Raw genomic sequence first — 13,500 nt, forward strand, 5'->3', positions numbered from 1 at the left:
AATCATTCAACGGCTTTTATTTGTTGTATCAATTTGAACAGCGCCTCGTCCTCTTCATACTTTTTATAGACCCTTTCCGTCTCTTTTGAAAAAAGGGACTTATCCGGTCTGAAGATTTTTACCCCTGCCTTTTGAACAGCTTCCAAAGCTTCTGCTTCTGCCTTGGCCCATAGCTCTCTTTGATATACTACGGATGCATCTACCGCTTCTTGGAGCCAACCCTGTTCCTCTTCCGAAAGCTTGTCCCAGAAGTGGGTGGCCACCAAAATGATATCTGGGGAGAAAGTGTGTTCATTCAAGGAGTAGTATTTGCATATTTCGTAGTGTTTGGAAAGGTAAAAACTAGGTGGATTGTTTTCCGCTCCGTCCACAACGCCCTGCTGCAAGGAGGTGTACAGTTCTCCCCAAGAAATAGGAGTGGGCGAGCCCCCAAATCCACGGACCATCTCCATGGCGGTGACACTGGGCATTACCCTGATTTTTTGCCCTTTTAGGTCCCCGGGACTTTCAATTGCTTTTTTCTTGGTGTAGAAACTACGGCTGCCTGCATCGTAAAACCCAAGGCCTTTTAGCCAGTATTTTTTGCCATCGTTCAACAATTCTTCACCAATAGGTCCATCAAAAACCCTAAAGGAATGCTCCCGATCCCGAAAGAGGTAGGGAAGTCCCAAAACCCGGGTCTTTGGCGCAAAATTTTCTAGCGTGGCGGCAGATACCTTGGTCATGTCCAGACTTCCAATCTGCAACAGTTCAACAATTTGACGTTCGGTGCCCAATTGCTGGTTGGGATAGATTTCAACCGCCATCTTACCATTGGAAATCTCTTCAAGGTCCTCTCCCATCTTTACCAGAGCTTTGTGAACGGAATGGTTGACATCCAATCCGTGCGCCAGCTTTATGGTCTTGACCCCATTTTCTCCCTGACACCCCATCAGAAATAGCATAAGGCCTACCCAAAGCACTATGGAAGTATATGATCTCATTATTTTTTCAACTCTTTCATGCGTTATCAAAATTGAAGTATTCCTTGGCATTGTTGTAGCAGATATTCTGTACAATATTGCCCAAATGCGGCAGGTCTGCAGGCAATAATCCTTTTTGGATGTCATTCCCCAAAATATTGCAGAGCAACCGTCTGAAATACTCATGCCTTGGGAAGGACAGCAAGCTTCGCGAATCGGTGAGCATACCTATAAAGGTGCTGAGCACGCCTAAATTTGATAGGGTGTTGATTTGTTTTTCCATCCCGTCCAATTGGTCCAAATACCACCAACCAGAACCATACTGTATCTTTCCCTTGATTCCACCGCTGTTGAAGTTTCCGGCCATGGTGGCAAAAACCTCATTCTGTGATGGATTTAAGTTATATAAAATAGTCTTTGCCAATTGGTCCGTGCTCTCCAAAAGGTTCAGAAACTTACCGAGGGGATACGCTTGTTCTTTATCGCCAATGGAATCAAAGCCCGTGTCCGGACCCAATTTGTCCAGCATGCTTTGGTTGACATTGCGTAAAGGGCCCAAATGAAACTGTTGTGCCCAGCCCAAAGAGTGGTATTCCCTACACAGAAAAACCAAGATTTGAAATTTATAATAATGAATCTCTCCTATCTCCAAGCGTTGCCCTGAACCCATTTTTTTGAAAATGGCCTCAATATCATAGGCTCCTTCCTCGAAAAAATATAACTGTTCCAAACCGTGGTCTGCCAATCGGCACCCGTTTTCATGGAAATGCGCAATCCGATTTTTTAGGGCCTCCAACACATCAGAATAAGAAGATATGGTAATACCGGAAGCATCGGACAGTTGCTCCAAATAGCTTTTATACGTGGTAAGGTTCTCAATCGCGTAGGCCTTATCCGGACGAAAGGCTGGCAACATTTTTGGGTGATGGCCTGCTTTTCTGGATTTTTGGTGAAATCGCAAATCATCTATGGGATCATCGGTGGTACAGACCACCTCAACATTCATTTGTTGTAGCATTCCCAAAGCTGAAGATGTCTTTTCCTGTAGCTTGTCAGAAGTGGTTTGATAGATTTCAAGGGCGTTGTCCTTGGACAGTAAATCCGTGATTCCAAAAAAGCGCTGCAACTCCAAATGGGTCCAATGGTAGAGGGGGTTTCGCACCAAATAGGGTACGGCCTCGGCCCATTTTAAAAACTTGTCTTGATCGGATGCGTTACCAGTGATGTATTTTTCCTCGATTCCCAAGGCACGCATGGCACGCCATTTGTAATGATCACCGTCCAACCACGCCCGGGCCATATTATTATAGTGTCCATCATTGGCCAACAACTCCGGAGTCAGATGGTTGTGATAATCAATGATGGGCATGTTTTTGGCATAGCCGTGATACAACTCTTCGGCATATGGGGTCTGTAGCAGAAAGTTTTCTTGGATAAAACTCATATGCCCGATTTTTCAATGCCCAACATCAACCCCCGTAATTCGGCCAATCCCCGCAAACGACCTATGGCCGAATAGCCCGGGTTGGTTTTTTTGCCCAAATCGTCCAACATCTGGTGCCCATGATCAGGACGCATGGGCATACGTCGGTCGGGGCGGTTGGTCTGTGTTCTTTTGCCCTGTTCCGTCAAAAGTTCCTTAAGCACACCGTACATATCCACATCGCCATCCAAATGGTCTGCTTCATAGAAATTGCCTTGATTGTCCCGTTTGGTGCTTCTCAGGTGGATAAAGTTGATTCGGTCAGCCAATTGATGGGCCATGTTGACCAAATCATTGTCTTCGCGAACCCCGAACGAACCCGTACAGAAACAAATACCATTATTTGGACTGTTGTGGGCATTGATGAGGTCTTTGGCATCTTGTAAAGTGCTCATGACCCTGGGCAATCCCAAAATCGGGAAAGGAGGATCATCGGGATGAATGGTCAGAAATACCCCGGCTTCTTCAGCTGTTGGGGCTATGGCTTTGACAAAGGCGTGCAGGTTTTCCCGCAATTGATCAGGACCGATGTGCTTGTAGGCGTCCAACACATTTTGGAATTGCTCCAAAGTATAACCCTCTTCCGCTCCGGGCAGCCCGGCAATAATGTTACGGATCAGTTTCTCTTTGGAGGCTCCGTCCATTCTTTCGTAGGCTTGTTGTGCCAGTTTAATTTCCTCTTGGGTATAGTCTTCTTCGGCCCCCGGTCTTTTAAGGAGAAATAGTTCAAATGCGGCAAAAGCAGCTTTGTCAAACCGCAGGGCCAATGATCCATCTGGCATTTGATGGGCCAAATCGGTACGCGTCCAATCAAGTACGGGCATAAAGTTGTAGCAGACGGTGTCCACTCCACATTGCCCTAGATTTCGGATGCTCTCTTTATAGTTTTCAATATAGCGTTCAAAGTCTCCAGTACGCTTTTTAATGTCCTCGTGTACGGGGATGCTTTCCACCACGGACCATGTAAACCCATACGCTTGGAGCTGCTTCACACGTTTCTTTATTTCTGAAACGGGCCATACTTCCCCATTGGGAATATGATGCAACGCCGTGACAATGCCTGTGGCACCTGCCATTTTTATATCTGCCAAGGAAACGGGGTCATTGGGTCCGTACCACCTCCATGTTTGTTCCAATCCCATACTCTATACGCCGCTATATGCACTGAAGCCCCCATCGATGGGCACTACAATTCCTGTTACAAATTTTGATCCGTTGCCCATCAACCATAGTACGGTTCCCACCAAATCGTCCGGTTCCCCAAACCGGTTCATGGGTGTGTGTTCCAAGATGGTAGTTCCACGAGGGGTAAGCGACCCATCTTTTTGGGTCAGTAAACTTCTGTTTTGATCGGTTAAAAAGAAACCGGGGGCTATGGCGTTTACCCGAACCCCAACAGGAGCCAAATGCACGGCCAACCACTGGGTGAAATTGCTCACGGCAGCTTTGGCCGCGCTGTAGGCCGGTATCTTGGTCAAGGGCCGAAAAGCATTCATGGAAGAGATGTTCAAAACCGTTGTGCCTTCTTTCCCAACCATATCCTCTGCGAATACTTGAGTAGGTAAAAGGGTCCCAATAAAGTTAAGGTCAAACACAAACTGGATGCCTTTGGGATCCAAGGTAAAGAAGGTGGTCAAATCTTCAGGTGGATTTAGATCCTCCTCGAAAAAATGGGTTTTTGTGGTTGTGCCCTTGGGGTGGTTGCCACCCGCACCATTGATGAGGATATCGCAACCTCCCCATTGCTCTTTTACAATGTTCCTTGCTTTGATAAGGGACTCCTTTTCCAGCACATTGGCACCAACACCGATTGCCGTACCACCATTGGCGTTTATTTTTTTTGCCACTTCCTGCGCAGCTTCTTCCTTTAAGTCAAGGATGGCCACCTTGGTCCCCTGGTTTGCAATGGATAAAGCCAAAGCACTGCCGAGGACGCCCCCTCCTCCGGTAATGACAACTACTTTGCCTTCTAATTCTTTATATTTAGGTTGATTCATAGGCCTTTTCTGTAATTTTAGGGTTTGATAGTGACCAAAACAATTTCTGTGTCATTTATACACAGTTACTAAATTAGAATTTTTTGGCGAAAAAAAAAATGAAAGGAGATTTATCGGCAGCAACACTTAATGGGCTCAATGATTATCAAGTAAACGAAGATTCCTATGAATGTTCCATGACCACGGACATTGCTGTTTTTGGGTATGTGGACAACCAATTGAAGATTTTACTGACCAAAAGATCAGTGGGTAACTTTACCGATCATTGGATGTTGCCGGGCGGTGTCTTGCAAGCGAATGAAACCCTAAAAGATTGTGCCCAAAAGATATTGTTTGCCTTGACCGGATTTGAAAACATCCATTTTGAACAGGTAAAGGCGTATTCCGAAATAGATAGGCACCCAACAAAAAGAGTGATCACCATCTCTTTTTATGCTTTGGTAAAACCCGAAAACCACCCCTTGACCTTAAAAAGTGGTGTGGAGCAGATTGATTGGTTTGATTTGGACCATATTCCGGCCAATCTTGGGTTTGATCACAACCAAATTATCCGGGATGCGCATCAATTCTTTAAAAAGAATCTAAAGGACACCCTTGTGGTTGGTGAATTGCTTCCACAGAAATTTACCCTACCCGAACTACAGAATCTCTATGAGAATATTTTAGGCTTGGAATTGGACAAACGCAATTTTAGAAAGCGCATCTTCCAAATGGATATTCTTAAAAATACAGGCGAAAAAAAACCAGGAGTAAAGGGGGGACCCATGTTATATTCGTATAAAGACCATGAGTAAGGTCATTTCCGCTTCCATTTCATAACAAAGACAACAATATATGTTGATTTTGCAACGGATTGAAAGAAAAATCAAGGCCAAATGCGGGTAGTGAAACGAACCATTTTGGATTATACCAGTATCCGTATCTTTAGACAAAATTGTAATGTTTCAACTGATTTAATACACCAAAACCCATGAAAAAACTAAAAACTTCGGTCCGTTGGGCCAGCTTGTTTACCCTAACCATTCTTTTTAGCATGTGCAGTCTTGCACAAAAGAGCCCTTATAAAAGCGTTGAGGGTAAAGCAGCTGATGCATCCATCGAGATTACGTATAACAGCCCTTCCATGCGGGGTCGCGAAATTTTCGGAGGCCTTGTTACCTATGACAAGGTTTGGAGAGCAGGAGCCAATATGGCCACAACCTTTACCACGGACAAGGATATTACAGTTGGAGGGGAAAAGCTTTCCGCCGGCACCTATGCCTTGTTCTTTGTGCCCAGCAAAGGGGATTGGACCGTAATTTTTAATTCTAATCATGGACGCAGCGGCTCTTCTGTTGAAGGACTGACCTTGGCCGAATATGATAAGGAAAACAAATCAACAGACGTGCTTCGGGTTAAAGCATCGCCAAAAAAGGCATCCCAAGCCAAGGAGCAATTGACCTATGCTATTAACAATGACGGATTTACCATGGAATGGGCCAATGTGGTACTCCCAGTTTCCATTGACTAAATACGGGAAAGTTTAAAAAAACTCGACCCATCTTCTTCAAAAGAAGGTGGGTTTTTTGTTGCTTTTTATCGGAATAGCAAAAGCAAGGCCCCCAAGGCGGTAAGCACAAGAATCATTTTCCTGAAAAATCCTTCACGAATGATTTTTACCAGTCGGATACCCACATAAATCCCTGCTAAAATGGCGGGTATCAGTTTTATATCCACCCATAAAGTCTCTAGTGTAACGGTCTTCCACACAAAAATGTGAAAGGGAAGCTTAAAAAGATTGGTAATGAAAAAGAGCCATGCCGCGGTACCCACAAACTGGTTTTTGGGCAATCGCATGGCTAGGAAGAAGATATTGGTAAACGCCCCCGCCAAGTTTCCGATCATGGTGCATATTCCAGCCATGATTCCCATGGAGCCAGCAAACATCCAATGGGTGGGAACATGGGTAGATTTTCTTCGGTCCCACCAGTAAAGCAGGCCCAAGCTGATAAAAATAACGGTGACCATGCCCCATTTGAACTCCATTTCTGGTAAGTCCTTTCCAACGAGAACACCAATAAGGATACCCAATACCATCCATGGAATAAACTTGAGAATGTATTTCCACTGCGTGTGTCTGTTATAATAGATGACGGCAATGATATCACCAACGATCAACAAAGGCATGAATATTCCTGTAGATGCCTTGGAGCCAAAGGCCAAGGCCATGAGGGTAACATTCAATATGGACATGCCCTTTAGGCCGGCTTTGGAGGCTCCCATTAAAAAAACTGCCGTGGCGGCCATGGCCCATGCCATTATTGAGATTTCGGAGGGAAGGGAGAGAAACATCCAAAACATTTGGTGGAGTACAAAAGTAACCTAAAAAAACTATCTTTGGTTCTTACCAAAACCAAACCAATGGATATACAAACCTTAGATTATGCCATAATCTTTACTTTTTTCGCTATTGTCCTTTTCATAGGAATTTATGTTTCCAAGAAATCGGGAAAAAGCTCATCAGAATACTTTTTATCAGGAAGAACCATGCCTTGGTGGTTATTGGGACTTTCCATGGTGGCAACCACATTTTCCACGGATACGCCCAATTTGGTAACCGATTTGGTCCGCTCCAAAGGTGTTTCCGGAAACTGGGGATGGTGGTGTTTCCTATTGACGGGAATGCTCACGGTTTTTGTATATGCGAAGTTATGGAGGAAGTCCAACGTTAATACGGATTTGGAGTTTTATGAAATCAGATATGGCGGAAAGGCGGCAAGTTTTTTAAGGAAATTCCGCGCCATTTACCTTGGGGTGTTTTTTAATGTGATCACCATGGCCTCCGTTACCTTGGCGGCCATTAAGATTGGTGGTGTTATGTTGGGGCTGGATCCTTGGGTAACCGTGATCAGCGCAGGCTTAATAACAGTTATTTTTAGTGCCCTTGGAGGGTTTAAAGGAGTGGTTTACAGCGATTTTCTTCTCTTTTTTGTAGCCATGGGAGGTGCCATAGGGGCTGCCGTGTATCTGGTTAATCTTCCCGAGGTTGGTGGAATTCATTCCATTTTGGAAAATGAAAATGTACAAGGGAAGCTGAGTATCCTTCCCGATTTTAGCGATAAGAAAGCGTTGATTACGGCCTTGATCATTCCATTGGCCGTACAATGGTGGAGTTCATGGTATCCTGGGGGCGAACCCGGCGGCGGGGGCTATATCGCGCAGCGGATGTTGGCGGCAAAAGATGAGAACCATGCCATTGGAGCCACGTTCTTCTTCAATATCATGCACTATGCCTTGCGTCCTTGGCCATGGATTTTGGTAGCACTGGCCTCTTTGGTGGTATATCCGGACATTGCCAGTATCCATGAAGCCTTTCCTAATGTAACAGAGGATAAGCTGGGGCACGATTTGGCCTATTCAGCGATGATGACCAAATTGCCCACGGGTCTTTTGGGGATTGTACTGGCGTCTTTGGTGGCGGCTTATATGAGTACTATTTCCACACAGTTGAACTGGGGCTCTTCGTATATTGTATATGACTTTTACAAACAACAGATAAATCCAAACGCCACGGAGAAACAAATGGTGAATGTGGGAAGACTGTCCACTGTGGTATTGATGGTCTTGAGTGCATTTTTGGCCTTGGCACTACAAGATGCCATGGGTGTGTTCAACCTATTGTTGTCTTTTGGAGCAGGAACGGGACTTATCTTTATTCTACGATGGTTTTGGTGGCGTATCAATGCTTGGAGTGAAATCACAGCGATGTTTTCCTCTGGGATCTTGGCCGTTCTCTTGGAGACCACTTCATTAAGGGAAATCCTTTTTGCTCCTGAAACCGGGGTGTTCCCAGAATGGGCAGACTTACCATTTATTATGGTGGTGACATCAATCATCTGGTTAACGGCCACGTTTGTGACACAACCGGAAAGCAAAGAAGTTTTGCGAAGCTTTTATCTCAAAATTCAGCCAGGTGGTCCAGGCTGGAAAAGGATTGTGGATGAAGCTGACGCTGAGAACGTAAAAATCGTAAAGAGCAACGAAAAATGGAGTGTTCCCGCAGGGATTACGGCCATGTTGTTGGGTGTGGTATTGATTTACTCCATTATGTTCGCAACGGGCTATTGGATCTATCAAGAGACCCAACTGGCTCTCATTTTGACCGGTGTGGCCCTTGTTTCAGGATTTTTCCTGATCAAGGCTTGGGGTAGGATCAAGGATAACATCTTATAATAGCAGCACCATGAAAAATAGAGTTTTATCCGTAGATATTTTTAGGGGAATGACTATCGTATTGATGATACTGGTGAACACCCCGGGTACTTGGGGCCATGTGTATGCCCCGTTATTGCATGCACAATGGCATGGGTACACTCCCACGGATTTAGTGTTTCCATTTTTCCTTTTTATTGTGGGAACCTCCATTGCGCTGGCCTATCAAAATAAAAAGACAGATTCCAGCACCTACAAAAAGATTGCTATCCGAAGTTTAAAATTGATAGGGCTGGGTCTTTTCCTGGGAGCTTTCACATTGACTTTTCCTTTCTTCAAGGATTTTGAAAACATTCGGTTTCCTGGGGTTTTACAACGAATCGGGGTAGTGTTTTTCTTTGCTTCCATCCTGTTTATCAATTTGGACTGGAAAAAACTCGTTGCCGTTTCAGGGATTTTGTTGATTGGGTATTGGTTGCTCATGGTTTTTGTTCCAGTTCAAGGGGTGGCGTCCACCTTGGAAAGGGCACCGAACAACTTGGCCAACTATATTGACCTAAACGTATTAGGCTCACACATGTGGAAAGCCGATTATGATCCTGAAGGCCTTTTAAGTACCCTTCCTGCCATAGTAAGTTCGTTGTTGGGCATTTTCACAGGATTGATATTGACCTCAAAGCAAGAGAAGAAAACCACAATTTTGTTCGGTTTGGGAGGTGCATTTTTAATTCTGGGCCATGTTTGGGATTTGGTATTCCCCATCAACAAGGCGTTGTGGACCAGTAGCTTCGTTTTGGTAACGGCAGGTTGGGCCAACATGGTATTGGCGATTATTTATCACCTCACCGATGTCAAGGGGATCAAATTCGGAAGTATCTTTAAATACGCCGGGGCCAATGCCATAGTGGTGTATTTCTTGTCCAGTTTTATCAGCAAGCTGTTTGGAATGATTAAGGTGGGCGATGGCAATTCCCTGCACGGATGGTTGTTCCAGACCATTTATGTGCACGATTTTATGTCCATGAAGCTATCATCACTGCTGTATGGTTTAACGGTAGTGGCATTTTATTGCCTATTGGCCTACATATTGTACAAGCGGAAGATTTTTATAAAAGTATAAGGCGAAGAATTTTTCGACATTATTGTCGAAGTTCCATTAAACGGGCTACATATTTTCCAACCACATCGAACTCCAAGTTGACCGTTGTACCTATTATATAGGTATTGAAACGGGTATGTTCAAAAGTATAAGGGATGATGGCCACGCTAAAGCTGTCTTTTTTGGAATCAACCACGGTCAAACTCACACCGTCCACGGTAATGGACCCTTTTTCAATGGTTACATTGCTCAAGCCGGAATCGTACTGAAACCCAAAGACCCAACTCCCGTCTTTTTGTTCTATGGAAATGCATTGTGCAGTTTGGTCCACATGCCCCTGAACAATATGGCCGTCCAATCGAGCACCCAAGACCATGGCGCGTTCCAAATTCACCACATCGCCAGTCTTTAAGTCCCCTATATTGCTTTTGATCAAGGTCTCTTCAATGGCGGTCACGGTGTATAAGTCATCTTTTATGGCCACCACGGTAAGGCATACCCCATTGTGCGAAACGCTTTGGTCTATCTTCAGTTCCGATGTAATATTGGAGGACAGGGTAATGTGCAAATTGCCCCCCTCTATTTCAAGCTTTTCAACTTTCCCCAAAGTCTCTATGATACCTGTGAACATGTGTCTTATTAATTGACTAGTTTTGTAATGCAAAAGTAGCCATATCGGCAGTGATTATATGAAGGAAAATCAAAAAATAAAACTGGGGATTTCCATTGGGGACCTAAATGGAATTGGGTGTGAAGTTGCCTTAAAAACATTTGAAGACCCACGAATGATGGACTTCTGTACCCCAATTATTTTTGCATCGAACAAAACCGTTTCCCAACAGAAATCGGATTTGGGAATCGATATAACGTTCAATGGGGTTAGGGAGGCATCCCAAGCAGTGGAAGGAAAGATCAACATTGTAAATGTTTGGAAAGAAGTCCCGAAAATTGAATTCGGACAGGCCACACAAGAGGGAGGCAGCTATGCCATTAAATCGCTTCGGGCCGCGGTTTCCGCTTTGAAGGATGGAAACATAGACGTTTTGGTAACGGCACCCATCAACAAGAACAACATACAGTCCGAAGATTTTAAATTTCCCGGCCATACCGATTATCTGGCCCAAGAATTGAACGGGGAAAGCCTAATGTTTATGGTGGCAGACACCCTTCGGGTGGGGTTGCTCACGGATCATATTGCCGTTAAGGATGTGGCTCAGGCCATAACACCCAGTTTGGTGAGGCATAAGATAGCCACTATGGAAAAATCCCTAAAAATGGATTTTGGAATCCGTAAGCCAAAAATTGCTTTGTTGGGCATAAATCCGCATAGCGGGGATAACGGCACCATTGGCGAAGAGGACGACAAAATTTTGAAGCCGGTGATCAAAGAGCTGTTCAATAAGGGAACCTTAGTGTATGGTCCTTATTCGGCAGACAGCTTTTTCGGTTCGGACAACCATAAGAATTTTGATGCCATTTTAGCAGCCTATCACGATCAGGGGCTTATTCCCTTTAAAACCCTTTCCTTTGGAAAAGGGGTAAACTATACCGCTGGACTTGATAAGGTTAGGACATCACCGGACCATGGCACGGCCTATGAAATTGCGGGAAAAGGGCAAGCGGACAACAGCTCTTTTAAAGAAGCGGTTTTTATGGCCATTGAAGTATTTAAGAACCGTACGGAGTATATGGAATTGAGCAAAAACCCACTGAAAAAACAAAAGACCAAGCGTGCGAGCTAAAAAAGTTCCACAAAGATGGATATTTGTTGGTGTTGGAATTGCAGTTTTATAAATAAGTAGTATCTTTGCACCCGCCTTTAGAGGCTGGTACACAAACCTTAAGTGTAGAAACAATGAAGCTGAAGGAGTTTTTTATCCCATTTTCAGGCTTGAAGTTGGGAAAACACGAATTTGTGTACGAGATTGACAATGCGTTCTTTGAATCTTTTGAATACCAAGAATTTAACGGGGCTTCCGTGCAGGTGACCGCCATATTGGAAAAGATGAGCAATATGATGGAATTGGAAATCGAGGCCGAGGGAACAGTGAATGTGGATTGTGACATGACCGGCGAACCCTTTGACCAACCCATCCATTCAGATTTGCACTTGGTCATCAAGTTTGGGGAAGAGTACAATGATGAAGATGATGAAATTTTGATCATTCCCCATGGTGAGTACCAAATCAACATTGCACAGTACATCTATGAGATGTTGGTGCTGGCCGTCCCTCAAAAAAGAGTACACCCAGGTGTATTGGACGGAACGTTGAAATCGGAAATCTTGGACAAGCTGGAAGAATTGCAGCCAAAAGAGGAAAAGAAACCATCAGAAAAAACAGATCCCAGATGGGATGATTTAAAAAAGTTACTAACGGACAAATAGGTTTATAATGGCACATCCTAAAAGAAAGACATCAAAGACCAGAAGGGACAAAAGAAGAACCCACTACAAAGCTGTAGCCCCTACAATTGCCAAAGATTCCGTAACAGGAGAAATGCATTTGTACCACAGAGCACACTGGCATGAAGGCAAACTGTACTACAGAGGTCAAGTATTGATTGACAAAACAGAGGAAGAAACTGCTGCCTAATGGCAAATCCCTCAAAATAAACCAACTCCCGTTCCAAACTAACGGGAGTTTTTTTATGGACTGAAGTTAATTTCAAAAACGACCCTATTTTGATAAAAAAGTCATATAAAATGACTAATTTTCACCTCTTCTGGGTCAAATTTTAATGTTTTTGACAAAAAGAGACGCTAAAATGAATAAAACAACAGCAGCGATCACAGCTGTGGGAGGATATGTTCCCGATTTCGTGCTATCCAACAAAGTGTTGGAAACCATGGTAGATACCAATGATGAATGGATAACCACAAGGACCGGAATCAAAGAACGGAGAATATTAAAGGAAGAGAACGCCGGAACTTCGTACATGGCCATAAGGGCCGCCCAAGACCTTATTAAAAAAGGAAATGTGGACCCTTCGGAGATTGATTTTGTATTGGTGGCCACGGCCACTCCCGATCTTCCCGTTGCGTCGACCGCAGCATATGTGGCTTCGGAAATAGGGGCCGTAAATGCTTTCGCATATGACTTACAGGCTGCATGCTCCAGTTTTTTGTATGGAATGTCAACCGCAGCCAGTTATATTGAATCGGGAAAATACAAGAAAGTTTTGGTGATCGGGGCCGATAAGATGTCCTCGATCATTGATTATACAGATCGTACTACCTGCATTATCTTTGGTGATGGTGCCGGGGCTGTACTCTTTGAACCCAATGAGGAAGGGCTTGGGGTACAGGACGAGTATTTGAGATCGGATGGAATTGGACGCCAGTTCTTGAAAATTGATGCAGGAGGCTCTATCTTGCCTGCGTCCGAAGAAACGGTGAAGAACAAACAACATTATGTATACCAAGATGGGAAATCCGTTTTTAAATTTGCGGTTTCCAACATGGCCGAGGTGTCCGCGCTGATCATGGAGCGGAACAATCTTACCCATGAGGACGTACAGTGGTTGGTGCCCCATCAGGCCAATAAACGTATCATAGATGCCACGGCCAATAGAATGGGAGTGGATTCCGAAAAGGTGATGATCAATATCCACCGCTACGGAAACACAACATCTGCCACCTTGCCATTGTTGTTGTTCGATTATGAAAAACAATTGAAAAAAGGAGACAATTTAATTTTTGCCGCCTTTGGAGGAGGCTTCACATGGGGTTCCATTTACTTAAAATGGGCCTATAATTCTTAAATAGCA

Annotated in this window: 14 protein-coding genes; 8 read left to right on the forward strand and 6 right to left on the reverse strand. The window is 44.3% G+C overall.

The window, feature by feature from the left end; genetic code table 11:
• Positions 1–2 precede the first annotated feature (2 nt).
• Genes ACPD8L_RS11115 through ACPD8L_RS11130 form a run of 4 tightly spaced genes read right to left on the reverse strand, consistent with a single transcriptional unit; the run spans position 3 to position 4,442 of the window.
• Positions 3–983: a TRAP transporter substrate-binding protein gene (locus ACPD8L_RS11115; RefSeq protein ID WP_293303805.1), complete on the reverse strand. Its 981-nt coding sequence runs from the start codon at positions 981–983 to the stop codon at positions 3–5.
• Between the two features lie 16 nt (positions 984–999).
• Entirely contained in the window at positions 1,000–2,406 is a 1,407-nt protein-coding gene (gene uxaC, locus ACPD8L_RS11120) for a glucuronate isomerase (RefSeq protein WP_421810383.1), read from the reverse strand.
• Entirely contained in the window at positions 2,403–3,581 is a 1,179-nt protein-coding gene (gene uxuA, locus ACPD8L_RS11125; protein ID WP_421811011.1) for a mannonate dehydratase, read from the reverse strand. The genes uxaC and uxuA overlap by 4 nt, the downstream gene beginning before the upstream one ends.
• Before the next feature lie 9 nt (positions 3,582–3,590).
• Complete coding sequence (locus tag ACPD8L_RS11130; RefSeq protein ID WP_293303809.1) at positions 3,591–4,442, reverse strand: SDR family oxidoreductase; 852 nt, start codon at positions 4,440–4,442, stop codon at positions 3,591–3,593.
• Between the two features lie 98 nt (positions 4,443–4,540).
• On the opposite strand from ACPD8L_RS11130, the gene ACPD8L_RS11135 reads away from it, so the two are divergent.
• The gene (locus tag ACPD8L_RS11135; RefSeq protein WP_116216601.1) at positions 4,541–5,236 is read left to right on the forward strand and encodes an NUDIX hydrolase; all 696 of its coding nucleotides are present in this window, start codon (positions 4,541–4,543) and stop codon (positions 5,234–5,236) included.
• A gap of 176 nt (positions 5,237–5,412) precedes the next feature.
• On the forward strand, positions 5,413–5,952 hold the full coding sequence (locus ACPD8L_RS11140) for a DUF2911 domain-containing protein (RefSeq protein WP_423943400.1): 540 nt from the start codon (positions 5,413–5,415) through the stop codon (positions 5,950–5,952).
• A gap of 65 nt (positions 5,953–6,017) precedes the next feature.
• Here the strand turns inward: ACPD8L_RS11140 and ACPD8L_RS11145 are convergent, their stop codons facing one another.
• The gene (locus ACPD8L_RS11145) at positions 6,018–6,773 is read right to left on the reverse strand and encodes a sulfite exporter TauE/SafE family protein (protein WP_423943402.1); all 756 of its coding nucleotides are present in this window, start codon (positions 6,771–6,773) and stop codon (positions 6,018–6,020) included.
• A 69-nt stretch (positions 6,774–6,842) separates the two neighbouring features.
• Between ACPD8L_RS11145 and ACPD8L_RS11150 the strand changes: the two genes are divergently transcribed.
• Together ACPD8L_RS11150 and ACPD8L_RS11155 are read left to right on the forward strand one after the other, a co-directional pair.
• Positions 6,843–8,654: a sodium:solute symporter family protein gene (locus ACPD8L_RS11150; RefSeq protein WP_116217603.1), complete on the forward strand. Its 1,812-nt coding sequence runs from the start codon at positions 6,843–6,845 to the stop codon at positions 8,652–8,654.
• A gap of 10 nt (positions 8,655–8,664) precedes the next feature.
• Complete coding sequence (locus ACPD8L_RS11155) at positions 8,665–9,753, forward strand: acyltransferase family protein (RefSeq protein WP_423943403.1); 1,089 nt, start codon at positions 8,665–8,667, stop codon at positions 9,751–9,753.
• Between the two features lie 19 nt (positions 9,754–9,772).
• Here ACPD8L_RS11155 and ACPD8L_RS11160 read toward each other — a convergent pair whose 3' ends face one another.
• Positions 9,773–10,363: a riboflavin synthase gene (locus ACPD8L_RS11160; protein ID WP_423943405.1), complete on the reverse strand. Its 591-nt coding sequence runs from the start codon at positions 10,361–10,363 to the stop codon at positions 9,773–9,775.
• A gap of 58 nt (positions 10,364–10,421) precedes the next feature.
• Here ACPD8L_RS11160 and pdxA point away from each other — a divergent pair, with 58 nt between their 5' ends.
• The 4 genes from pdxA (at position 10,422) to ACPD8L_RS11180 (ending at position 13,494) form a co-directional block, all read left to right on the forward strand.
• Positions 10,422–11,474: a 4-hydroxythreonine-4-phosphate dehydrogenase PdxA gene (gene pdxA, locus ACPD8L_RS11165; RefSeq protein WP_293303817.1), complete on the forward strand. Its 1,053-nt coding sequence runs from the start codon at positions 10,422–10,424 to the stop codon at positions 11,472–11,474.
• A gap of 113 nt (positions 11,475–11,587) precedes the next feature.
• Entirely contained in the window at positions 11,588–12,118 is a 531-nt protein-coding gene (locus ACPD8L_RS11170; protein ID WP_116216596.1) for a YceD family protein, read from the forward strand.
• A gap of 7 nt (positions 12,119–12,125) precedes the next feature.
• Positions 12,126–12,326 carry a 50S ribosomal protein L32 gene (gene rpmF, locus ACPD8L_RS11175; protein WP_072876398.1) on the forward strand — a complete coding sequence of 67 codons (201 nt, stop codon included), beginning with the start codon at positions 12,126–12,128 and terminating at the stop codon, positions 12,324–12,326.
• 172 nt (positions 12,327–12,498) lie between these two features.
• Positions 12,499–13,494, forward strand: coding sequence for a beta-ketoacyl-ACP synthase III (locus ACPD8L_RS11180; RefSeq protein WP_116216595.1), 996 nt, complete (start codon positions 12,499–12,501; stop codon positions 13,492–13,494).
• Positions 13,495–13,500: the final 6 nt, after the last annotated feature.

Origin of the sequence: Flagellimonas algicida, assembly GCF_049629585.1 — a bacterium.
GTDB lineage: Bacteria > Bacteroidota > Bacteroidia > Flavobacteriales > Flavobacteriaceae > Flagellimonas.

What these genes read in the sequence shown, in the direction of transcription:
- ACPD8L_RS11115 (WP_293303805.1), bottom strand. Translation starts at nt 983, where the DNA reads ATGAGATCATATACTTCCATAGTGCTTTGGGTAGGCCTTATGCTATTT.
- uxaC (WP_421810383.1), bottom strand. Translation starts at nt 2,406, where the DNA reads ATGAGTTTTATCCAAGAAAACTTTCTGCTACAGACCCCATATGCCGAA.
- ACPD8L_RS11130 (WP_293303809.1), bottom strand. Translation starts at nt 4,442, where the DNA reads ATGAATCAACCTAAATATAAAGAATTAGAAGGCAAAGTAGTTGTCATT.
- ACPD8L_RS11135 (WP_116216601.1), top strand. Translation starts at nt 4,541, where the DNA reads ATGAAAGGAGATTTATCGGCAGCAACACTTAATGGGCTCAATGATTAT.
- ACPD8L_RS11140 (WP_423943400.1), top strand. Translation starts at nt 5,413, where the DNA reads ATGAAAAAACTAAAAACTTCGGTCCGTTGGGCCAGCTTGTTTACCCTA.
- ACPD8L_RS11145 (WP_423943402.1), bottom strand. Translation starts at nt 6,773, where the DNA reads ATGTTTCTCTCCCTTCCCTCCGAAATCTCAATAATGGCATGGGCCATG.
- ACPD8L_RS11150 (WP_116217603.1), top strand. Translation starts at nt 6,843, where the DNA reads ATGGATATACAAACCTTAGATTATGCCATAATCTTTACTTTTTTCGCT.
- ACPD8L_RS11155 (WP_423943403.1), top strand. Translation starts at nt 8,665, where the DNA reads ATGAAAAATAGAGTTTTATCCGTAGATATTTTTAGGGGAATGACTATC.
- ACPD8L_RS11160 (WP_423943405.1), bottom strand. Translation starts at nt 10,363, where the DNA reads ATGTTCACAGGTATCATAGAGACTTTGGGGAAAGTTGAAAAGCTTGAA.
- pdxA (WP_293303817.1), top strand. Translation starts at nt 10,422, where the DNA reads ATGAAGGAAAATCAAAAAATAAAACTGGGGATTTCCATTGGGGACCTA.
- ACPD8L_RS11170 (WP_116216596.1), top strand. Translation starts at nt 11,588, where the DNA reads ATGAAGCTGAAGGAGTTTTTTATCCCATTTTCAGGCTTGAAGTTGGGA.
- rpmF (WP_072876398.1), top strand. Translation starts at nt 12,126, where the DNA reads ATGGCACATCCTAAAAGAAAGACATCAAAGACCAGAAGGGACAAAAGA.
- ACPD8L_RS11180 (WP_116216595.1), top strand. Translation starts at nt 12,499, where the DNA reads ATGAATAAAACAACAGCAGCGATCACAGCTGTGGGAGGATATGTTCCC.